The sequence below is a fragment of the Nocardiopsis sp. CA-288880 genome, from assembly GCF_050955985.1.
GTDB classification, from domain to species: domain Bacteria; phylum Actinomycetota; class Actinomycetes; order Streptosporangiales; family Streptosporangiaceae; genus Nocardiopsis; species Nocardiopsis tropica.
The window spans coordinates 6,933,192-6,954,671 of record NZ_CP192105.1; the positions used below are offsets into that span (position 1 = coordinate 6,933,192).

The window sequence follows — 21,480 nt, forward strand, 5'->3', positions numbered from 1 at the left end:
GGCAGTTCGCCGGCTCCGCTCACGCGTCGTCTCCCTCGGTGCCGGTGGAGGGGGCCTCGGGCAGCCGGCCGTTGGTGGACGGGGTCTGCACCTCCGCCCCGTTGAGGACCGCCAGCTCCTTCTTGGAGCGCACCGGGGGCCGCTCGGAGGGCTGGCGCTTGCCGTAGCCGGTGTAGGAGCCCCGCGACGGGCGCTCGGCCACCGGGGCGAAGATCTCCAGCACCTGGGTCTTGGTCAGGGTCTCCTTCTCCAGCAGGGCCACGACCAGCTCGTCCAGGACGTCCCGGTACTCGACGAGGACGTCGTAGGCCTCGTCGTGCGCGGACTCGATGAGGCGGCGCACCTCCTCGTCGATGATGGAGGCGATCTCCTCGGAGTACTCGCGGGCGTGCGACATCTCCCGGCCCAGGAAGGGCTCGGTGTTGCCGGAGCCGAACTTGCGCGCGCCGAGGCGCTCGCTCATGCCGTACTCGGTGACCATGTTGCGGGCCAGGTTGGTGGCCTTGTCGATGTCGTTGCCCGCGCCGGTGGTGGGCTCGTGGAAGACGAGCTCCTCCGCGGCGCGTCCGCCGAGCATCATGGCGAGCTGGTCCATCATCTGGGAGCGCGAGGTGAGGAACTTGTCCTCGGTCGGCACCGACATCGTGTACCCGAGGGCACGGCCGCGCGGCAGGATCGTGATCTTGTGCACCGGGTCCGAGTTGGGCAGCGCGTGGCCCACCAGGGCGTGGCCGCCCTCGTGGTAGGCGATGATCTTCTTCTCCTGGTCGGACATGACCCGGGTCTTGCGCTCCGGACCGGCCATGACGCGCTCGATGGCCTCCTCCAGGACCGCGTGGGTGATGACCGTGCTGTCCGCGCGGGCGGACAGCAGCGCGCCCTCGTTGATGACGTTGGCCAGGTCGGCGCCGGTCATCCCGGCGGTCTGGCGGGCGATGACGTTGAAGTCGACGTCGTCGGCCAGCGGCTTGCCCTTGGAGTGGACCTTGAGGATGTCGCGGCGGCCGTCCATGTCGGGGCGGTCGACGACGATCTGCCGGTCGAAGCGCCCCGGGCGGAGCAGGGCCGGGTCGAGGATGTCCGGGCGGTTCGTGGCGGCGATCAGGATGACGCCGCCCTTGACGTCGAAGCCGTCCATCTCGACCAGCATCTGGTTGAGGGTCTGCTCGCGCTCGTCGTGGCCGCCGCCCATGCCCGCGCCGCGGTGGCGGCCGACGGCGTCGATCTCGTCGATGAAGATGATGGCGGGAGCGTTGGCCTTGGCCTGCTCGAACAGGTCGCGCACACGGGAGGCGCCGACACCGACGAACATCTCCACGAAGTCCGAGCCGGAGATGGAGTAGAACGGGACCCCGGCCTCGCCCGCGACGGCGCGGGCCAGCAGGGTCTTACCGGTTCCGGGCGGGCCGAACAGGAGCACGCCCTTGGGGATCTTGGCGCCCATCGCCTGGAACTTGGACGGGTTCTGGAGGAACTCCTTGATCTCGTGGAGCTCCTCGATCGCCTCGTCCGCGCCGGCGACGTCGGAGAAGGTGTTCTTGGGCGTGTCCTTGGTGATGAGCTTGGCCTTGGACTTGCCGAAGTTCATGACCCGGGAGCCGCCGCCCTGCATCTGGCTGAAGATGAACCAGAAGATGACGATGATGATGATCAGCGGCAGCAGGCTGAACAGGGCGGTGGTCCACACGGAGGTCGTGGCGACCGTGACCTCGTAGGACTCGAGGCTGCTGCCCTCGGTCTCCAGGGACTCCTGGAGCATGTCCGCCAGTTGGAGGCCCTGCCCCTCCACCCAGTACGCCTCGTAGATCTCGTCGTCGGTCGTGGTCAGCACGATGCGCTGGTCGCGGTCGACGATCTCGGCGTTGTCCACCTCGTCCCGCTCGATGAGCTGGTAGACGGTCGAGGTGTCGGTCTCCGTGGGCTGTGGTCCGCCACCGACGTCGAAGACGCGGAAACCGATGATGAGCATGAGGCCGACGGCCAGGACCCAGATCCACGGGCCGCGGAAAAAACGCTTCAGATTCATGTGAGCGGAACCCTGTCGGGTCCGTCCCTCCTGACCAGGCCGCCCGCCCCAGAGGACTATCCGAAGCAGGACCAAACGGACACGTGGCTCCCCGCGAGAACGCCGGGACCTTCGACGGTACACCGCACCCCACCGGGCGGGAGCACCGCTCGGGAAGCCGGACGCGGGGTCGTCATGTGAGCAACGACGGCACCCCGCCCCGTTGTTCCCGTGAGCGTTCCCACCGCCGCGCGGGGGCCGCGCGGCGGCGTTCCCGGGGGGCTACTCCTCGTAGACGTGCGGGGCGAGAGTGCCGATGAACGGCAGGTTGCGGTACTTCTCCGCGTAGTCGAGGCCGTAGCCGACGATGAACTCGTTGGGCAGGTCGAAGCCGATGTACTTGACGTCGAGGTCGACGTCGAAGGCCAGCGGCTTGCGGACCATGGTGCAGACCTCGACCGAGCTGGGCCCGCGCGACTTGAGGTTCCCCACCAGCCAGGAGAGCGTCAGGCCCGAGTCGATGACGTCCTCGACGATCAGGACGTCGCGGTCCTTGATGTCGGTCTCCAGGTCCTTGAGGATCCGCACCACACCGGAGGAGGTCGTCCCCGCGCCGTAGGAGGACACCGCCATCCAGTCCATGGAGACGGGGCTGTGCAGCACCCGGGCCAGGTCGGCCATCACCATGACCGCGCCCTTGAGCACTCCGACGATCAGCAGGTCCCTGCCCGCGTAGTCCGCGTCGATCCGCGCACCGAGCTCCGCCAGGCGCGCGTTGATCTCTTCCTCGGTGACCAGGACCTTCTCCAGGTCCCGACCCATGTCCTTAGCGTCCACGCTCACTGTCCTCGCTGCTGGGTTCCCCGTTTGCGGCAACCAGGATAAACGTGCCGAACACGGGTACGGCCCCCGACCGGCGGCCCCCGGCCCCCTCGCCGTCCGCGCAGGTCGGACATGCCGGGTAGGCGGGGGGGTTCAGGGGGCTCCGGCCTCGAACCGGATACGGCCCGCGGAGCGCCGCCCCCTGATGCCCCCGGGCAGGTCGATGTGGGCCTGGCCACGCCAGTCGACGACCAGGCGGTCCAGTTCGCGCACGTGCCGGGCGGTCAGCGCGCTCGCGGAGCAGCCGGCCGCCAGTGCGGCGCGGCGCAGCACGCGCGTGCGCAGCGCGTCGGGGGCCGCCTCCAGCGGGGCCACCGCCAGCTCCGGCCCGACCGGGGCCGCGGGGGCCGGCGGGAGGCAGGCCGGCGTCTCGGCCGCCTGCGCGTACAGCGCGTCGGCGAAGGAGTCCAGGGTGTCGGCGTCGGCCCGCAGCAGCGCCGCCGTACGGGCGAGGGCCGCGGCGATCCCCGGCCCCAGCGTCCTCTCCAGGGCGGGCAGCGCGTCGTGGCGCACCCTCGACCGGGCGAAGCGGGGGTCCAGGTTGTGCGGGTCCTCCCAGGGGTCCAGGCCCATGAGGGCGCACGCCTCGCGGACCGTGGCGCGGTCCAGGTCGAGGAGGGGGCGCGCGTAGCCGCGGGTGCGTGGCGCCATTCCGGCCAGGGAGCGGGCCCCCGACCCCCGCGCCAGCCCCAGCAGGACCGTCTCCGCCTGGTCGTCGAGGGTGTGGCCGAGCAGCACCACCGCGGGGGCGTGCGCGGCGGCGGCGCCCTCCAGGGCGTCGTAGCGGGCACGGCGCGCGGCGGCCTCCGGCCCCCCGTCCGCGCCCACCTCCACCCTCCTGGACAGGACCGGGTCGAGTCCGAGCCCGCGCAGGACGCGGGCGACCGCCTCCGCCCGCGCCGCGGACCCCTCCTGGAGCCCGTGGTCGACGGTGACCGCGCCCGCGGCCCTCCCCGCCCTCGGCGCCTCGAAGGCCACCGCCCCCGCCAGTGCCAGGGAGTCGGCGCCACCGCTGCACGCCACCAGCGCCGTGGCGCCGGAGGGCAGGGCGGACAGCGCCCGCCGGACCGCCGAGCGCACCGCGGCCACGGCGGGGGGCGGTCCGCTCACTCGGTGATGGCGGCGGGGCGGACGACCCGGGCGACCCACGTGTGCGGGTTTCGGATCTCCTCCAGGGTGGGGAGGGTCTCGGGCGAGGTCCACACCTTGTTGAACTCCGCCATGCCGACGTCGGCCACGACGGCGCGGACGAAGGCGGCTCCCTCCTCGTACTGGCGCATCTTCATGTCCATGCCCAGCAGCTGCCGCATGATCCGGTCGAGGGGGTTGACGGACTCGCGGCGCTTCTGGAAGCGGGCGCGGATGGTGGCGACGGTCGGCACCACCTCGGGTCCGACGGCGTCCATCACGTAGTCGCCGTGCCCCTCGGCGAGGCTCATGACCGCGGTGACGCGGTCCATGATCTCGCTCTGCTCCGGGCTCTGGATCGCGGTGATGAGGCTGGTCTCCCCGCCCCCGCGGACGGCGTCCGCGACGGCCTCGCCGGCCGCGCGCAGCCGGTCGATGAGGTCGCCCGCGTTCATGTCGGACGACAGCAGGAGCTCCTGCATGAGCCCCTGGACGTGCCCGCGCAGCCACGGCGTGGCCGTGAACTGCATGCGGTGGGTCTCCTCGTGCAGGCACACCCACAGCCGGAAGTCCCGGGGGTCGACGTCCATCTCGCGTTCGGCGTTGACGATGTTGGGCGCCACCAGGGTCAGACGGCCGGTCGACACGGCGCCGTCGGGGCCCGGCGGCAGGAAGAGCTCGTACTGGCCGAGGACCTTCCCCGCCAGGTAGGAGAGCATCGCTCCCAGCTGCATCCCCGTGATCCGGGACCCGACCGCGCTGGTCAGGTTCCCGGCGGGGCTGTTGTTGAGCCGGTCGGCGCCCATTTGCTCGAGTACGGGTTCGATGACCACTCGAAACCCGTCGACGTTGGCTCGGATCCAGCCGGGGCGGTCCACGACGGCCGCGGGTCCCGCTGGTTCGAGGGGGTTCATTCCGGTGAAGTCGCGCACGTGCCCGGCCGCCACGGTGGAGAGCTCGCGCAACTGCGCCACGGCCTGCCGTGCGTCGGAGAGGTCCACCTGCGGCCCAGGGCGCACGAGGCGAACACCGGTGTTGACGGCTACGTCCCAGTCGATCACAGTCACACCGCCAGCCTACCCACGCAGCGGCGGAGGGCACGGGGATCAGGGTCGGAATTCCGGGTGCCCCCAGGGATACCCCTGAGACCGGCCGAATCGCCCCTCCGCTCCGGGCGCCCGGAGCGGAGGGGCGGCAGCGGTCAGGAGCAGCCGCAGCGGCTGAGCGCCGCGGGCAGCGCGTCGAGCTGGTAGCCGCTCGCCGCCGGGTTGTTGGCCATGAAGGCGAAGACGAACACGTTGCCCTCGCGGTCGTGGACCGTTCCGGCGAGGGTGGCCACCCCGTTGAGCGTGCCCGTCTTGCCGCGCACCAGGCCCGCGGCGTCGTGGGCGGAGGAGCCCTCGGTGTAGCGCCCGGCCAGGGTGCCGGTGGCGTGGGCGGTCGGCAGCCCGGTCACCGCCGCGCCCAGGTCGGGGCGTTCGCCGCTCGCGACCAGCTCCAGGAGCTCGACCAGGGCGCGCGGCGTGATGCGGTTGCGGGTGCTGAGGCCGCTGTTGTCCGTCAGGGAGACACCCTCGACGCCCAGCCCGGACATGATCCGCTCGGTGGCCGCCGTGGCGCCGTCGAAGGTGGGCTCCTCCCCCGTCCCGATCGCGGTGATCCGGCCCATGGACTCGGCCAGGATGTTGTCGCTGGCGAGCATCATGAACTCCACCAGGGAGGCCATCGGCGCCGACTCCACCGACGCCACGGGCTCGCCCGAGGCGGTGGCCTCCGACGGCTCGCCCTCGACCTCGACGCCCGCCCGCTCCAGCTGCTCGGCGAACGCCCGCGCGGCGTGCAGGGACGGCTCCGTCGTGCGCGAGCCGTAGCCGCTGGCCTCCGGGGAGACCCGGCCGGAGTCGAGCATCAGGGCGGTGACCGGGGCCGCGTTGCCCTCGGGGACGTAGTTGGGCTTCCAGCCCTCCGGGGTCCCGGGGCCGGTGAACAGCGAGTCGTCGTAGCCCAGGGAGACGGCGTCGACGCCCTCCGCCGCCAGCGCCTCGGCCGTGCGCGCCGCGAGCTCCTCCAGTGTGGCTACCTGCGGGTAAGCTGCGGAGTCGGCGGTCGCGGTCAGGGTCGTGTCGCCCCCTCCGCGCAGCACCACCCGGTTCGCGCCGGTGTCGAGGTACGCCTCGGTGCGCAGCACGTGGTCGGGGCCGACGGTGTCCAGGACGGCGACGGCCGTGGCGATCTTGGTCGTCGAAGCGGGGGTCACGGGCGTGTCCGCGTCACTCTCGAAGAGCGTCTCACCGGTCGTTCCGTCGACGACGTAACCGGAGAGGCCCTCCTCGAGCCCCGGGGACGACATGGGATCATCAAGGATGTCCGCGATCCGTTCCGGGTCCGCCGGAGTCGAGGCCGCGGGTTCCGCCGCCGCCACGCCCTCGGCGTTCGTGACCGGGTTGGGCACTGCGGGAAGCGGCCGAGCCTCGATCACGTCGAGGGCTACGAACCCGGCAATCAGCACGAATATGTTGAGCAGGGCCAGTGCGAGGAGCCCCTCGCCTCGTACCCGTCGCACCCGGGGCACCTGCCCTTCCTTCGGTGTCGCGGCCTGACGTTGTTGTTATACGGCGACATTAGTCGCATTGGGAGCCGAGATCAGCATGGAATTCGACGTTACGATCGAGATCCCCAAGGGGGAGCGCAACAAGTACGAGGTGGACCACGAGACCGGTCGTATCCGCCTCGACCGCATGCTGTTCACCTCCACCACCTACCCCGCGGACTACGGCTTCGTCGAGGGAACCCTCGGCGAGGACGGCGACCCCTTGGACGCCCTCGTCCTGCTCAAGGCCCCGACCTTCCCGGGCTGCCTGATCAGGGCCCGCGCCATCGGCATGTTCCGGATGCGCGACGAGGCCGGTGGTGACGACAAGCTGCTCTGCGTTCCGGCGACGGACCCGCGCCAGGAGCACCTTCGTGACATTCACCACGTCAACGAGTTCGAGCGCCTGGAGATCGAGCACTTCTTCACGGTGTACAAGGACCTGGAGCCCGGCAAGTCCGTCGAGGGCGCCAGCTGGGTGGGCCGCCACGAGGCCGAGCAGGAGATCGTGGCCTCCGTGAAGCGCGCGGAGGAGGCGGGGGCGCACGGCGACAGCTCGCACATCTCCGACACCGAGGGCGACAAGTAGGCGTCGCCGACGCGTGGTCCGGCTGTGCCGGCGGAGGGCCGGTGGGGACGTCCCCACCGGCCCTCCGCCGTCGGGGCACGCCGGCGCCGTCGGGGCCTGCGGCCCCCCTGTATCCATGAAACCCCGGTTCGCCCCGCCCCGGTAGGGGCTGTGGACGGCCGGCGTCATCTCCGGCTCTGCGGGATCGCCTCCCCGGGGGCGGATTCGGGGGCGTGGTCCCGGGCGAGCACGAAACCGGCGAACGCGACCAGGAGCAGGGCGCACACGACCGCCAGCGCGACGGGGGCCAGGGCCACCACCCCCCGCAGCCGCAGGGGGCCGTCGGGCCGCACCGGGAACCCGTTCCGGTCGAAGTGGTCGGCGCGCGCGGCCACGTGGGCCCGGTACCCGTCGAGCTCGGGCCCGCTCATCCCGTTGAGCACCCGGACCGGCACCAGCGCGGTCCTCTCGGGTAGGGACATCCCGACCGGCGCGGCCGTCCGCAGGCCGGACGCGAGCCGCCTGGCGCACTCCGCCTCCGCCAGGGCGTGCAGCCATTCCCCCAGGTGCTCGGGCTCCTCCAGCCGGCCGATGTGCGCCCGGGCGGCGATCAGCGTGTCCCTGAGCACCACGTGCGCGGCGTCGCGGTCGCGCAGGACCAGGATGCAGCGCCGGTAGAGCTCCTCCCCGTAGGCGTCGAGCAGCCTCGCGTAGGCGTCGGCCCGCGGTATGCGACTGGAGCGCAGGGCGTGGAGGAGATCCTGGTCCGTCATAGACCAAGAATCTACGCGGCGCGGCGGGCGGCACATCCCCCTTTGTCGAAAGACGTGCCGTACCGGCGCTCCGCCCGTCGAACCGAAGGAACCGGTGCGGGCGGTCCCCTCAGTCCGCGTCCCGGGGACCCCGGGGTTCCGGGGGGCTGGGGGCTCCGCCGGGGGGCCGGGAGGACCTCTGGTGGCGCGCGCGCAGCCACAGCAGCACGAAGGTCAGCACGGTCAGCGCGGCGACCAGGACGGCCGCGCCCGGTCCGAGGAAGCCGAGCGCCATCACCGCGGCGGCCGCGACGACGAGCGCGCGCACGAGCACACGCGCCCACAGCCCCGGGGTCTCGGGGTTCAACTGTGCCTTCTGGGGAGGTATGCCATAACGGCCGCTCCTGTCACTACGGCTGGGGGATGGTGCCCGCTCCGGCGGTGTTCGCACGCCGTACTCGGGCTCCACATGTCACCACCGCGCAGCGCCACCCGCAACACACCCGGCGCGCCTCCGGGGTGAGGTGGCCGACACGCGCGATTCCCGACGATGGCTTGACTCCTCCCGGACTTTGCTGGTGTCCTTGCACCTATGTATCCGCGCACCCGCACCGACGCCACGGCTCGCACGGCCCCCGGGGCCCCCTGCCACCTGGCCTGTGCGGCGTGTCCGTGTTGTCGTCGCTGAGCCGATTCTGAGGCGTCTCCGTACGCCGTCGCTCGACCGCGTGCCCCTCCGCTCCGACCACCTCGGTGTGTGGTCCGGACACGGGGCGCATCCCGCAGGGTGATTCCCGTCTCCACGCGTAAGCGCGGAGGCCTCGCACCTGCCGCCCGGCCCGCCGGGACCCACCGACGACATCCGCGCGTTCCCGGCACACGGGCGCGCACACGGGAAAGATCCTCTCACGATGCCCCAGCGCACTCTCGACCCCACCGCCGTTCTCCCGTCCTCCGAGGCCCCGCCGTCCGCCGTGTCGGCGCCGGCCGCCCGCCGCCCCTCCGACACCCCGTCCCCGGCCCCCGGGCCGGTCTCGCTGGAGGGGATCGGCGACGTGGTGGACGCCGGACGCCCTTCCGGCTACGCCCACCTGGGCGAACGGCGCCTGCCGACCCTGGGCCGCCTGGTGGCGGCGGCCCGCGGCGCCGCGTCCTCGCTGCGCCGACCCACCCTGTGGCCGACCCGGCGGGGGCACTGGCAGCCGGCGCCCCGCGCCGCCCGCCGCCACGCGAGCGGCCGGCTGCGGGTGACCACCGTGGCCCTCGAACCCAACAGCTTCGTGTCCGGCCCCGCCGACCACCCCGCGCGCCCGCACGGCATGGAGGTCCTCTACCTGGTCAGCGGTCGCGCCCACCTGATCGCGTCGGCCCCCGACGGGCAGATGCGCTCGGCCTCGGAGCTGGCCGAGGGCCGGGCCCGCGTGGTCGGCGCACCCGCGGGAGGGACCGCACGGGGACACCACTTCCTGGTGAACACCGGGGACGAGGTGGCCGTGGTGGTCCGGGTGACCGCCTGATCGCCCGCGCCCGGACACCGCGCCCGTGCTCGGTCCCGCGGCGGGGCGCTCACACATCCGCGCCCCGTTCGCCGGTGGCCGCGCGGAGCGCAGCGTCGACCGCCTCGACCGACCGCAGGACCCCCGCCATGCGCTGCCCCTCCGCGAGGTAGGCGTTCATCACCTGGTCGAGCGCGTGCGGGGGCAGGTGGTCGCGGAGGTCGACCCGTGCGGTCCGGTACCCCTCCCGGGCGGCCTCCAGCGCCGCGGAGACGTACTGGCGGGCCAGCCGGGAGAGGGCTACGGGATGACGACGCAGGACCCCGTGCAGCCGGTAGTCGGCGGGCACGTGGTCGAACAGCCACACGAGGGCGGTCTGCTCGAAGGAGTCCGACCCGGGCGGGTGAACACTCGCGGGCCAGTCCGGCGTCAGCGGCTGATCGGGCATGCCGACCAGCATACCCTTTGATCGAAAATATGTTCGATTCGATGGTGGGTCAGTCGGCGGTCCCCGTCGTCTCCGACGAGTCCTCCTTGGCGGCCTCCCGCCTCTCGAACTCGACCCTGATGGCCTGCTCCGCCGCGTCGACCGCGGCTCTGGCGGTGATCGCGTTCGTGTGCGCGCGGTCGAGCTCCTCCAACAGGATGCAGTCGAAGGAAACCCGTGCGTCGTGGATCGCTGCTTCCAGCTGACGTGATGCCTCTTCCAAACTCATGCCCTTCCCCTCCCCAGAAGAAGGCCCCCGCACACACGCGCCCCACCGGCACCGCCCCTTCCACCCCCTCCCCGACTGTCGCAGAGCCGCTCTACGATGGAACATCGCCGCTGCTCACAGCAGTGCCGACCATCCGGCCGAGAGGAATCCATGCGCAACCGCTACCCCGGGACATGCACCACCTGCCAGGTCGCCGTCGGTACCGGCGAGGGGGTCGTCCTCAAGGGGGACGGCCGCTGGCTCACCTACTGCGCCGAGCACGAGCCGCGCCCCGTCCCTCCCTCACGGGGCGCGCACCCCGGATGGCACACCACCCCCCTGCTCGGCTTCGACTCCGAGACCTCCTCCCGCGACCCCGACACCGCCTTCCTGGTGTCGGCCGCCCTCGTGGACCGCGAGGGCAAGGCCCGCACCTGGCTGGTGAGCCCCGGCGAGCGGGAGATCCCGGCGGGAGCGGTGGCGGTCCACGGGATCAGCACCGAACGGGCCCGCGCCGAGGGGCGGCCGGCCGCCGAGTGCCTGGAGGAGATCGCCGGGGCCCTGGCCGAACAGCTCTCCGCCGGCCAGGGCCTGGTGGTCTTCAACGCCCCCTACGACCTGCGGGTCCTCTCCTGCGAACTGCGGCGGTACGGCCTGGCCTCCCTGGAGGAGCGCCTGGGCGGGCCTCCCGCGCCCCTGGTGGACCCGCTGGTGATCGACCGCGGGGTGGAGCCCTACCGCAAGGGCAAGCGCAACCTGGGCGCCATGTGCGAGTACTACGGGGTGGAGCTGACCGACGCCCACACGGCCCGGGGCGACGCGTCCGCCGCCCTGGCCCTGGCCGAGGAGATCGGCGCCCGCCACCCCGGCCTCGCCTCGGCGGACCTCGCCGAGCTGCACCGGCGCCAGGTCGACTGGGCCCTCTCCTACGCCCGCAACCGCCAGGCGTGGATGGACAGCAACAAGCCCGACCACGGGACCGTGGTGGACGGCGCCTGGCCCTGAGGGACCTCCCCGCGGCCCGTGATGTGCGGAACCCCGGCGAACGGGTAGGCCACCCCCACAGAGCGCACATCCTCAGGAGGCGACATGGTCTACCTCATCCTGGTACTGCTGGCGATCTGGCTGATCCTCACCATCATCGGCGTGGTGATCAAGGGGCTGGTCTGGCTCGCCGTCATCGGCGCGATCCTGTTCGTCGCCACCGCCGTGTGGGGGTGGCTCCAGAACCGGCAGCGCGTCTGAGGTCCGGGCCGGGGGGGACCGCGAGGCGACGTCCGCGGGGCGCGGTCCGGACCGCGCCCCGCGGCCCGTGACGGAACCGCGTGCGCCGATCGCCGCGAGCGGTCGCCGGGCCCCTTCCGCGGGACGGGCGGCGAAGGCCGGCCCGGGCCCGGCTGTCCGAGCGCGGTCGGCGCAGCCGGAGACGGCCCTCCCGCCTCCCGCGTCACCAACCTCTCAGGCCGGTACGCCTAGGGCTCCAGGGCCCGTCTGGAGCCGGTCCCGTCGCCTCCGAGCCCGGCGACGATCCGACGGGCGCGGACCTCGTCGGCGCCCAGGCGTTCGCGGACCACCCGCACCGCCTCCTCGTCCCGTCCGAGGGCGACCAGGTCGTGCACGCGAGCGCGCAGGGAGTGCGGCAGGTCCTCCTGCCCCCTCGGCGCGGGAACGTATCCGCCCACATGCTGTTCGGGCTCCGCCTGGAGCGCCGTCTCCTCCCCGACCACGAGCCGGTCGTTCAGGTAGGCCACCACGCGGCGCAGCGCGAGGGAACCCGCGGCGAGCACGACGATGGACCCGAGCAGCGCGAACAGCATGAACATCAGGCTCATGGCGTGCACCTACCCGCGTCCCCGTCGGCACAGCCCCACGCCGCCGACACGTCGGGTAATCATCTGTTGACCGAGGGCGGTCGACGGAACCGGCCCGGAACCGCCCCCGGACCGCCGGAACCGCGGTTCCGTCACCCCCGGACCCCTGCGCGGGGCCCCTTCCGCCGACCGGGGCGCCCACCCCGGGGGCGTCCGCGGAACCGGATCCGTCAGGGACGGACCCCGGACACACGTCAGGCCCGCCCGGTGATCACCGAGGGGGCCCACATCAGGGGGAACCTCTTCGCCGAATAGGCCGTTGGCCCCCTTTTGGGCCCCCCACGCAAAACGCCACCCCGGACCGGGGTGGCGTTTTGGCTGGAGCCGCCTGTCGGAATCGAACCGACGACCTATTCATTACGAGTGAATCGCTCTGCCGACTGAGCTAAGGCGGCGCGACGCCGCGTGTCACACGCGGCGAAGCGGTCCCAGTCTAACGCCTTCCGACGGGTGCCGTGTACACGTCTGCGGTCATACCGGTCCCGCCTCCGCGAGCGGGGAGCGGGGCCGGGGGCGGCGGCCCCGGCCCCACCGGTCAGGCGCAGGCCATGCCGTCCTCGGGGACGGTCAGGTCGACCAGGTAGGCGTCCACGATGTCGTCGATGCACTGGTCGCCCATGCGGTAGGCCGTGTGGCCGTCACCGTCGCGGGTCACCAGGAACCCGGATTCCAGCTGGCCCGCGAGCGCCTCGGCCCACGCGTACGGGGTGGCCGAGTCCCGGGTGGTGCCCACCACCATGATGGGGGCGGCCCCCGCTCCGTCCAGGCCGGTGGTCGGGGTGACCGCCTCCTCCGGCCAGTAGGCGCACGGCAGGGCCCCCCAGGCCAGCGTCGGACCGAAGATCGGCGACTCCTCGCCGGCCTCGGCCGCGGCCCGGACATACGCGTCGACGTCGCGCGGGCTCGGGGAGTCGGAGCAGTTCACCGCGATGAGCGCTGCCGTGGAGTTCTCGTAGGCGGCCGGGTCCTCGCGGCTGTACAGGTCGTCGCCGAGCTGGATCAGCACGGTGCCGTCGCCGTTCTCCATCGCCTCGGCCAGCCCCTCGCGCACCCGGGGCCACCAGCTCTCGGAGTACAGGGCCGCGAGGACGCCGAGCTCGGCGCGGGCCCGGTTGACCTCGCGGTCGTCGGCGCTGTTGGACAGCGGCTCCTCGGCCGTGTCGGCCAGGAAGTCGCTCAGCGCCCCGACGCCGTCCTCCACACTGTCCCCGGACGCGCCCAGCGGGCAGTCCGACTGTGCGAGGCAGTCCTCCACGAAGGCCCGCAGCGCCGTCTCGAAGCCGGTGGCCTGCGCGACGCTGAGGTCGAGCTGCTCCTGGCTGGGGTCCACCGCGCCGTCGAGCACGAGGGCGCGGACCCGGTCGGGGAACTCCTCCGCGTACTGCGCCCCGATGTGGGTGCCGTAGGAGGCGCCGAGGTAGGTCAGCTGCTCGTCGCCGACCAGGGCGCGCAGGATGTCCATGTCGCGGGCGACGTTGACGGTGCCCATGTGGAGCATCAGCTCGGGGTCGTTGGCCCGGCAGGCCTCGACGAACCCCCGGCTGTCCTCCTCCAGCTCGGCCAGCTCGGCCTCGGTGACCTCGGACATGTCGCCGTCGCCCTCGACGCTGTCCACCCCTCCGAGGAACTCGTCGAGCCCCTCGGAGTCCAGGCAGGTCAGCGGCGAGCTGCGCCCGACGCCGCGCGGGTCGAACCCGACCACGTCGAACCTCTGGCGCACCGCGTCGCTGACCGTGAAGGCGGCGTGGTCCACGTAGTCGTAGCCGGAGCCGCCCGGACCGCCGGGGTTGACCAGCAGGGAGCCGATGCGGTCGCCGCCCTCGGCGGGGAACCGCTTGACCGCGATCTCGACGCGGTCGCCGCCGGGCTCGTCGTAGTCCAGGGGCACCTCGTAGACCGCGCACTCCGCGCCGTCCGCCCCGCTCTCGCACTCACCCCAGTCGAGGCCCTGCTCGGTGAAGTCGGTCAGTGCGGGGTCGGGGGCGGCGACGTTCCCCTCCTCGGGGGCGCCCTCCCCGCCCGTGCACCCGGTCGCCAGCAGCACCGCACCGGCCAGTGCCGCCGCCAGTGCCCCCCGAACTCTCGTCGCCACGGATGTCCGCCCTCTCGTTTCCGCCGGCCGCTGGTGGCCGGCGCGTCGTCTGCTCCGCACCGGCCCGGCCGTGCGGCTCTGTCCTCCCACGGCCCCGGGGGCGCGGCCACCGGGTGGTCGCGACCCGCGGCCGGGGCCGCCTCCTACCGCTCCGGACCGCTCCGGACCGCTCCGGACCGCTCCGGAGCCGGACGGCCGCGGCCGTGCGCGCGGGTACCGGACGCGGCCGTCCGCCCAGGTCGGCGCCCCGCAGGGGCGCCCCGGACCGTCCCGGCTCACGCTCTCCCGTCGACCAGGAGTGCGGAGGTCATGGCCTCCATGGCGATCTGGGGGTGCACGTTCGCCTCGATGCGTCCGCGGCACTCCATGATGGCGTCGATCCGTCGCAATGTGGTCTCGGGGGCGCTGGAGCGCGCCACGCGGTCCAGGTCGCCGGAGCGCTCTCCGGTGGACAGCTCGACCGAGGCCCCCAGCTGGAGGGCCAGGACGTCCCGGTAGAAGGCGGCCAGGTCGAGCAGGGCGCGGTCGTAGGAGTCCCGTTTGATCCGGGTGGCACGGCGCTTCTGCCGCTCCTCCAGGTCCTTCATGGCGCCGGCGGAGCCCCGCATGGCCTTGGCCACGCCCTTGCCGGTGGAACCCTCGCCGAACGCGGTCCTCAGCTCGTCCTTCTCCTTCTCGTCCAGGGCCGTGGTGAGGGCCTTGGACTCCTCCTCGGCGATCTCGTACAGCCGGGCGGCGGAGGTGACGCACGCGCCGAGCCCGTCGAGGCGGGCGGGGATGGACAGCACCTCCTCCCGGCGCCGGCGCGCCTCGGGGTCGGTGGCCAGCTGCCGGGCCCTGTCGATCCGGCCTGCCGCGGCCACCGCCGACGCCTGGGCGAGCACGGGGTCGACCCCGTCGCGCCGGACCAGGGCGTCCACCAGCTCCCGGGTGCCGGGGGTCGCGAGGGTGACCAGCCGGCAGCGGGAGCGGATGGTGACGAGCAGGTCGTCGGGCGCGGGCGTGCACAGCAGCCAGACCGTGCGCGGGGAGGGCTCCTCCACCGCCTTGAGCAGGGCGTTGGAGGCGGCCTCGGTGGCGCGCTCGGCGTCCTCGAAGAGCACGATGCGGAACCGGCCGCCGGAGGGCCTGGAACCCGCCCGCAGCACCAGGTCGCGGGTGGCGGCGACACCGAAGCTCAGACCGCTGGGGCGCACGTACAGCAGGTCGGGGTGGGTTCCGGCGAGGACCTGGTGGCAGGAGGGGCAGTGTCCGCAGCCGCCGTCGGGGCACTGGAGCGCGGCCGCGAAGGCCCGGGCCGCCTCCGAACGGCCCGAACCGGGCGGGCCGGTGAACAGCCAGGCGTGGGTCATGCCCGCGCCCCGGCCCCCGGCGACGAGGTCCGACGCCCCGGCCACGGCCCGTCGGAGCTGGCCCACCGTGGCCTGCTGGCCGATGAGGTCGTCGAAGACCGTCACGCTTCCCCCCGAGAACCACCGCTGATGTCTGCTCCCAGGATAGGAGCCGCCACCGACGCCCGGGCCGTCGTCCACAGGCCCGCAGGGGGTGGATAGCGTAGTGCCGTCACGGCCCGGCGCCCGCTCCGCGTACGGCCGACGCGGCGGTCCCCCGACCTCCGCGGTCCAGCCACACCCCTCCCCGTCCCCCGCAGAAGATCCGGAGCAGTCCCCCTTGACGCACTCCCCCTCCCCATCCCCCTCCTTCCGGCCGCAGCCCGGGTCCCGCCCGGGGCGGGACGCCTCCCTCCCCGAGGACGGTTCGCCCTTCGGGGGAGGCTCCGGCCGCCCCTCGTTCGCCCCGCCCGAGCCCCCGCGGCGCGGGATGTCCGCAGCCGACCGGGTCGCCGCGATCGTCCTCGGCTGCGTGGTCGTGGCGCTCGTCGCCCTCGTCGCGATCGGGGTCGCCGTCCTCCTGCCGGTCTGACGGACCACCCGTGCCCGGCGTCCTCCCGGGGCGCCGGGCACGCACCGTCCCGGACCGGCGGACCGGACGGGGGAGGCCCCGGCGGCGGTCCGCCGGGGCCTCCCCCGTTCGTCGTGTCCCGGCCCTCCGGGCCGGGCGTCCCCCTCAGTCGGCCCTGATCACCGGGATCATGCCCGTGACGGCCTCGGCGCCGCTCGGCACCGGGTCGGGCAGGACGGAGCGGATCCGGCGCTGGATCTCGCGGGTGATCTTGTCCTGCTGCTCCCGGGCGTCCAGCACGAGGTAGCGGTCGGGGTCGGCCTTGGCCAGCTCCAGGAAGCCCTTGCGGACCCTGGAGTGGAACTCCACCGACTCGGACTCGATGCGGTCGGCGGGGCCGCCCAGGCGGGCGAGCCCGTCCTCGGGCCGCACGTCCAGCAGGACCGTCAGGTCGGGGACCAGGCCCTGGGTGGCCCAGGAACTGATGTCGCGGATGTCCTCGACGGACAGGTCGCGGCCCGCGCCCTGGTAGGCGAGCAGGGAGTCCACGTAGCGGTCGCTGATGACGACCGCGCCGCGGCGCAGTGCGGGCAGGATCTCCTGCTCGACGTGGTCGGCCTTGTCCGCGGTGTACAGCAGCACCTCCGCGCGCGGGGTGATGTGCGAGTTCTCCCGGTCCAGGAGCAGACCGCGCAGGCGCATGCCCAGCTTGGTCGCTCCCGGCTGGCGGGTGCCGACGACCTCGAAGCCCTGCTCGCGCAGCCACACCGTCAGCTCGCGCACCTGGGTGGACTTGCCCGCGCCCTCACCGCCCTCCACCACGATGAACGCGCCGGAGTGGACGGCCGCCTCCCCCTCGCCGTCGCTGACCGCGACGCCCCGCAGGGCGGCGAAGAGCTCGGGGAGCAGGCCGGGGCCGGCGTCGGGGCGGTCCCTGTTCATCAGGCGGTAGCAGAGCAGCGCCACGAGGACGACCAGCAGGCCGGAGGCCATCAGGACGACGCCGCCGCCGCGCAGGTCGTAGGTGAGCGGGCCGACCGGGATCGCGTAGTCGCCGACGAGCCCGGCGAGCAGGGGCGCCAGCGCCATGGCGGCCGGCAGCGCGACACGGGCGGCGCCGTGCACGAAGGCGACCGCGCCCGGCCGGTTCTCGTCCCCGACCTCGTCGTCGAGCAGCGCCAGGCCGGTGACCCAGGCGATGCCCGCGCCCACGCCGAGGAGCCCCGCGAGGACGGCGATGAGCACCGTGTCCCCGACCGCGCCCGTGAACAGCAGGGCCAGGCCGGAGAGGGCGACGCTCAGGCCGAGCAGGCGCCTGCGGCTGAACTGCTTGAGGACGCGGGGCCCGGCGAGCGCGCCGAGGGCCATGCCCGCGAAGACCGCCGCGAAGACGGCGCCGAAACCGGCGTTGCCCGCGCCCAGCGCCTCGAGGTGGACGCGCGCGACGCCGATGACCGCGGCGCCGCCCGCGAGCGAGCCGAGCAGGCCCGCCACGAGGCCGCGCGGGAGCGGCTCGCCCCCGGGGCGACGGCCCGTCGCCACGACGCGGAGGATCCCGCTGTCGCGGAGGCCGATCCCGCCGTCCCCGGACGCCTTGTGCCCGGGGATCGGCAGCACGGCGACGACGGCCGCCGCCACGAAGAAGGTGAGGCCGTTGAGGTAGAGGGCGATGTCGGCCTCGGGGCTCGCCATGGAGGGCAGCAGCGCGCCGAGCACGTTGCCGACCGAGGCGAGGGCCGCGAACAGCAGGGCCGCGACCGGGGCCGTGCCGTAGGTGGTGAGCAGGTTCAGCCGTTCGGCCTGCGGCAGCAGCCTGCGGGGGACCAGGCCGGGGACGGCGGAGTCCTTGGCCGGCGTCCAGAACAGGGCGGCGAGCTCCGCCAGGAGGCTGGCGATGAGCAGCCACTCCAGGGCGAAGCCCGGGACGAGGAGGCCCACGACGGGGATCGAGACGTACAGGAGGCCGCGCAGGACGTCGGTGGCGACCATCGTCCACTTGCGGTCGAGGCGGTCCGCGACCGCCCCGGCCAGCGGGCTCAGCAGGATCGGCGGGGCGAGCTTGATCACCACGACGCCGCTGACGGCCGCGTACTGCACGAGCGTGGAACTGCCGGCGGTGAAGATCGCCGCCAGGGACATCAGGGCCAGGAGGCTCAGCCAGTCGCCCAGGCTGGAGAGGGAAAGCGAGATCCACAGCCTGCGGAAGGGTGTGATCGCGAGGACGTTTCGCGCCTCGACTGGCGCTCCGGGTGCAGATCTGCTCATAGCGCTCAAGATATCGGTGAGGGGGAAAGGGAACGACGGACACGGGATCCGTCCCAGAATTCGGTGGATGACGCCGGGGCTCGCACACGATTCTGCGTCCTCGGGAGTCACGCCCACACTAGTACGGAAGATCATTGCCGAACAGGGGTGGAGACGGCCCACCCGGTGCGGACACGGAGATAGTACTCACCCGGGCACCCCTTCGGGGAAGGCCCGGGTGAGCGGTGTTCTTCGGTTGTGGCCGCGGCCGGAGGAGGGGCCCTGCGGCGGCTACGGGCCGTTCCCCTCCGCCGGTTCCTCGGCGGAGGCGCGGGGGACGCCGGTCTTCTTGGCCGGGGCCTTCTTGGCGGCCGTCCTGGTGGTCGTGCCGGTCTTCGCCGCCGTCTTCTTGGCGGCCGGCTTCTTGGCCGGGGCCTTCTTGGCCGCGGGCTTCTTCTTGGCGGGCGCCTTGGCGCGGCGCTCGGCCAGCAGCTCCGAGGCGCGCTCGTCGGTGATCGACTCGACCTGGTCGTCCTTGCGCAGGGAGGCGTTGACCTCCCCGTCGGTGACGTAGGGGCCGAAGCGGCCGTCCTTGACGACCATCTTGGCGCCCGACACCGGGTCCTCGCCCAGCTCGCGCAGGGGCGGGGTCGCCGCGCGGCGGCCGCGCTGCTTGGGCTGGGCGAAGATCGCGCGCGCCTCGTCGAGGGTGACCGTGAACATCTGCTCCTCGGTCTCCAGGGAGCGGCTGTCGGTGCCCTTCTTGAGGTAGGGGCCGTACCGCCCGTTCTGCGCGGTGACCTCCTCGCCGTCGATCTCGCCGACCACGCGGGGCAGCGACAGCAGGCGCAGCGCGTCCTCCAGGGTGACGGTGTCCAGGCTCATCGACTTCAGGAGCGAGCTGGTGCGGGGCTTGGCCTTGGCCTTGGCGCGCTTGGGCTTGGCCTCGCCCTCGGGCTCCTCCGGCTCCTCGATGACCTCGGTGACGTAGGGCCCGAACCTGCCGGTCTTGGCCACGACGGGGCGGCCGGTCTCCGGATCGGTCCCCAGCTCGCGGTCGCCGCTGGGCTGGGCGAAGAGCTCCTCGGCCTTGGCCTCGGTCAGCTCGTCCGGCGCCAGGTCCTCCGGCACGTTCACCCGCACTCCGTCACGGTCCAGGTAGGGACCGTAGCGGCCCACCCGCAGCACGATGTCGGTGCCGGGGAGGGGCACGGAGCTGACCTCCTTGGGGTCGATCTCGGAGAGGTGGTCGCCCACGAGCTCCTTGAGACCGGTCTCCCGGCGGCCCTCCGTGTCCTCCCCGCCGAAGTAGAAGCGGCGCAGCCAGGGCAGGCTCTCCGCCTCCCCGCGGGCGATGTCGTCGAGCACGTCCTCCAGGCGGGCGGTGAACTCGTAGTCCACCAGGTTGCCGAAGTGGCGCTCCATCAGCTGCACCACGGCGAAGGCCAGGAAGGACGGCACGAGCGCCGTTCCCTTCTTGAACACGTAGCCGCGGTCGAGGATGGTGCCGAGGATCGACGCGTAGGTGGAGGGGCGGCCGATCTCCCGCTCCTCCAGCTCCTTGACGAGCGACGCCTCGGTGTAGCGCGCGGGCGGCCGGGTGCTGTGCCCCTCCGCCTCCAGGTTCTGCGCCTTGAGCGGGTCGCCCTCGGCCATCGCGGGCAGGCGGCGCTCGCGGTCGTCCAGGTCGGCGGCGGGGTCGTCGGACCCCTCCACGTAGGCCTTGAGGAAACCGTGGAAGGTGATGATCTTGCCGGTCGCGCTGAACTCGGCGACCTCCCCGGTGGAGGAGGTCCCCTCGATGCGCACGGTGACCGACTCGCCGACCGCGTCCTTCATCTGGGAGGCGACGGTGCGCTTCCAGATCAGTTCGTAGAGCCGGAACTCGGGCCCGGAGAGGCCGGTCGAGGCGGGGGTGCGGAAGGCGTCGCCCGCGGGGCGGATCGCCTCGTGCGCCTCCTGCGCGTTCTTGACCTTCTTGGCGTACACGCGCGGCTTGTCGGGGAGGTAGTCGCCGCCGTACAGGCTGCGCACCTGGGAGCGGGCCGCGCCGACGGCGCTGTCCGACAGCGTGGTGCTGTCGGTGCGCATGTAGGTGATGTAGCCGTTCTCGTACAGCCGCTGGGCGACCTGCATGGTCTGCTTGGCGGACAGCCCGAGCTTGCGCGAGGCCTCCTGCTGGAGGGTCGTGGTGCGGAACGGGGCGTACGGGGAGCGGCGGTAGGGCTTGCGCTCGACCGAGCGGACCGAGAACCCGGCCCCCGCCAGGCGCTCGGCCAGGCCGCGCGCCGTCGCCTCGTCCAGCTGGCGGACCCCGCGGTCCGAGCGCAGCGTGCCCTGGGGGGTGAAGTCGCGGCCGACGGCGACACGGGTGCCGTCCACGGAGACGAGGGTGGCGGGGAAGGTCGCCGGCCCCTCGGGGACGCCCGCCTCGCTCGCGTCGAAGAGCGCCTTGAGGTCCCAGTACTCGGCGGACGTGAACGCCATGCGCTCGCGCTCGCGCTCCACCACCAGCCGGGTGGCCACGGACTGGACGCGGCCCGCCGAGAGCTTCGGCATGACCTTCTTCCACAGCACGGGGGAGACCTCGTAGCCGTAGAGGCGGTCCAGGATGCGCCGGGTCTCCTGTGCGTTGACCAGGCGGGTGTTCAGGTCGCGGGTGTTGCTCGCCGCGCGCTGGATGGCGTCCTTGGTGATCTCGTTGAACACCATGCGGCGGACGGGGATCTTGGGCTTGAGCTCTTCCAGCAGGTGCCAGGCGATGGCCTCGCCCTCGCGGTCCTCATCTGTGGCGAGCAGGAGGAGGTCGGCGTCCGCCATGAGCTCCTTGAGCTTCCTGACGTGCGACTTCTTGTCCGCGTTGACGACGTAGAGCGGCTCGAAGTCGCCGTCGACGTCCACGCCGAGCCGGGCCCAGGACTCCCCCTTGTACTTGGCGGGGATCTCGGCGGCCTTGTTGGGCAGGTCGCGGATGTGGCCGATGCTGGACTCCACGACGTAGCCGCGCCCCAGATAACCGGCGATGGTCTTCGCCTTGGCGGGCGACTCGACGATGACCAGAGCGGTGCCCGCCCCCTGCCGTCCGCTGTCCTTCGAGCCGTTCTTGCCGGCGCTGCCCTTCGTGGGTGGCACGCTGTTCCCCTACGTCTAGCCTTACGTGATCTATCCGGCCGCGGTCTGTCGGTTCCCGTGGGAACCGACAGTAACCGAAACTCCAGGCACTCCCCCGTCGATGGGCGTGCGGGGCCCTCTCCG

General features: G+C 73.0%; 18 protein-coding genes and 1 tRNA gene. 4 read left to right on the top strand and 15 right to left on the bottom strand.

What is annotated here, in order from left to right:
* Positions 1–19: 19 nt before the first annotated feature.
* The 5 genes from ftsH to dacB form a co-directional block, all read right to left on the bottom strand.
* Positions 20–2,026, bottom strand: a complete 2,007-nt coding sequence (gene ftsH / locus ACQPYD_RS29890) for an ATP-dependent zinc metalloprotease FtsH (RefSeq protein ID WP_433698695.1) — start codon at positions 2,024–2,026, stop codon at positions 20–22.
* A 261-nt stretch (positions 2,027–2,287) separates the two neighbouring features.
* Positions 2,288–2,842, bottom strand: a complete 555-nt coding sequence (gene hpt, locus ACQPYD_RS29895; protein WP_267946864.1) for a hypoxanthine phosphoribosyltransferase — start codon at positions 2,840–2,842, stop codon at positions 2,288–2,290.
* 138 nt (positions 2,843–2,980) lie between these two features.
* Positions 2,981–3,997 carry a tRNA lysidine(34) synthetase TilS gene (gene tilS / locus ACQPYD_RS29900; protein WP_433698696.1) on the bottom strand — a complete coding sequence of 339 codons (1,017 nt, stop codon included), beginning with the start codon at positions 3,995–3,997 and terminating at the stop codon, positions 2,981–2,983.
* Entirely contained in the window at positions 3,994–5,076 is a 1,083-nt protein-coding gene (locus ACQPYD_RS29905) for a zinc-dependent metalloprotease (RefSeq protein ID WP_267950543.1), read from the bottom strand. The genes tilS and ACQPYD_RS29905 overlap by 4 nt, the downstream gene beginning before the upstream one ends.
* A 140-nt stretch (positions 5,077–5,216) precedes the next feature.
* Positions 5,217–6,587, bottom strand: a complete 1,371-nt coding sequence (dacB, locus tag ACQPYD_RS29910) for a D-alanyl-D-alanine carboxypeptidase/D-alanyl-D-alanine endopeptidase (RefSeq protein WP_433698697.1) — start codon at positions 6,585–6,587, stop codon at positions 5,217–5,219.
* 76 nt (positions 6,588–6,663) lie between these two features.
* Here dacB and ACQPYD_RS29915 point away from each other — a divergent pair, with 76 nt between their 5' ends.
* A complete protein-coding gene (locus ACQPYD_RS29915) occupies positions 6,664–7,194 on the top strand; it encodes an inorganic diphosphatase (RefSeq protein ID WP_267946867.1) in 531 nt (176 codons plus the stop codon).
* Positions 7,195–7,358: 164 nt separating this feature from the next.
* On the opposite strand, the gene ACQPYD_RS29920 is transcribed toward ACQPYD_RS29915, so the two are convergent.
* Together ACQPYD_RS29920 and ACQPYD_RS29925 are read right to left on the bottom strand one after the other, a co-directional pair.
* On the bottom strand, positions 7,359–7,946 hold the full coding sequence (locus ACQPYD_RS29920) for a sigma-70 family RNA polymerase sigma factor (protein WP_433698698.1): 588 nt from the start codon (positions 7,944–7,946) through the stop codon (positions 7,359–7,361).
* 109 nt (positions 7,947–8,055) lie between these two features.
* On the bottom strand, positions 8,056–8,292 hold the full coding sequence (locus ACQPYD_RS29925) for a hypothetical protein (protein WP_433698699.1): 237 nt from the start codon (positions 8,290–8,292) through the stop codon (positions 8,056–8,058).
* A gap of 544 nt (positions 8,293–8,836) precedes the next feature.
* Between ACQPYD_RS29925 and ACQPYD_RS29930 the strand changes: the two genes are divergently transcribed.
* On the top strand, positions 8,837–9,442 hold the full coding sequence (locus tag ACQPYD_RS29930; RefSeq protein WP_433698700.1) for a hypothetical protein: 606 nt from the start codon (positions 8,837–8,839) through the stop codon (positions 9,440–9,442).
* Positions 9,443–9,491: 49 nt separating this feature from the next.
* Here ACQPYD_RS29930 and ACQPYD_RS29935 read toward each other — a convergent pair whose 3' ends face one another.
* Together ACQPYD_RS29935 and ACQPYD_RS29940 are read right to left on the bottom strand one after the other, a co-directional pair.
* The gene (locus ACQPYD_RS29935; RefSeq protein ID WP_433698701.1) at positions 9,492–9,881 is read right to left on the bottom strand and encodes a hypothetical protein; all 390 of its coding nucleotides are present in this window, start codon (positions 9,879–9,881) and stop codon (positions 9,492–9,494) included.
* A gap of 37 nt (positions 9,882–9,918) precedes the next feature.
* A complete protein-coding gene (locus ACQPYD_RS29940; RefSeq protein ID WP_267946872.1) occupies positions 9,919–10,137 on the bottom strand; it encodes a hypothetical protein in 219 nt (72 codons plus the stop codon).
* Between the two features lie 150 nt (positions 10,138–10,287).
* Between ACQPYD_RS29940 and ACQPYD_RS29945 the strand changes: the two genes are divergently transcribed.
* Together ACQPYD_RS29945 and ACQPYD_RS29950 are read left to right on the top strand one after the other, a co-directional pair.
* Positions 10,288–11,121 carry an exonuclease domain-containing protein gene (locus ACQPYD_RS29945; RefSeq protein WP_433698702.1) on the top strand — a complete coding sequence of 278 codons (834 nt, stop codon included), beginning with the start codon at positions 10,288–10,290 and terminating at the stop codon, positions 11,119–11,121.
* Positions 11,122–11,205: 84 nt separating this feature from the next.
* The gene (locus ACQPYD_RS29950) at positions 11,206–11,361 is read left to right on the top strand and encodes a hypothetical protein (RefSeq protein ID WP_433698703.1); all 156 of its coding nucleotides are present in this window, start codon (positions 11,206–11,208) and stop codon (positions 11,359–11,361) included.
* A gap of 227 nt (positions 11,362–11,588) precedes the next feature.
* Here ACQPYD_RS29950 and ACQPYD_RS29955 read toward each other — a convergent pair whose 3' ends face one another.
* From ACQPYD_RS29955 to topA, 6 genes are all read right to left on the bottom strand, one after another.
* Entirely contained in the window at positions 11,589–11,948 is a 360-nt protein-coding gene (locus ACQPYD_RS29955) for a hypothetical protein (RefSeq protein ID WP_433698704.1), read from the bottom strand.
* A gap of 358 nt (positions 11,949–12,306) precedes the next feature.
* Positions 12,307–12,382 (bottom strand) — tRNA-Thr (locus ACQPYD_RS29960).
* Between the two features lie 140 nt (positions 12,383–12,522).
* A complete protein-coding gene (locus ACQPYD_RS29965) occupies positions 12,523–14,079 on the bottom strand; it encodes an alpha/beta hydrolase (protein ID WP_433698705.1) in 1,557 nt (518 codons plus the stop codon).
* Positions 14,080–14,354: 275 nt separating this feature from the next.
* Positions 14,355–15,536: a DNA polymerase III subunit delta' gene (locus ACQPYD_RS29970; RefSeq protein WP_433698706.1), complete on the bottom strand. Its 1,182-nt coding sequence runs from the start codon at positions 15,534–15,536 to the stop codon at positions 14,355–14,357.
* Positions 15,537–16,146: 610 nt separating this feature from the next.
* The gene (gene tmk, locus ACQPYD_RS29975; RefSeq protein WP_433698707.1) at positions 16,147–18,246 is read right to left on the bottom strand and encodes a dTMP kinase; all 2,100 of its coding nucleotides are present in this window, start codon (positions 18,244–18,246) and stop codon (positions 16,147–16,149) included.
* Positions 18,247–18,516: 270 nt separating this feature from the next.
* Entirely contained in the window at positions 18,517–21,357 is a 2,841-nt protein-coding gene (topA, locus tag ACQPYD_RS29980) for a type I DNA topoisomerase (RefSeq protein ID WP_433698708.1), read from the bottom strand.
* Positions 21,358–21,480: the final 123 nt, after the last annotated feature.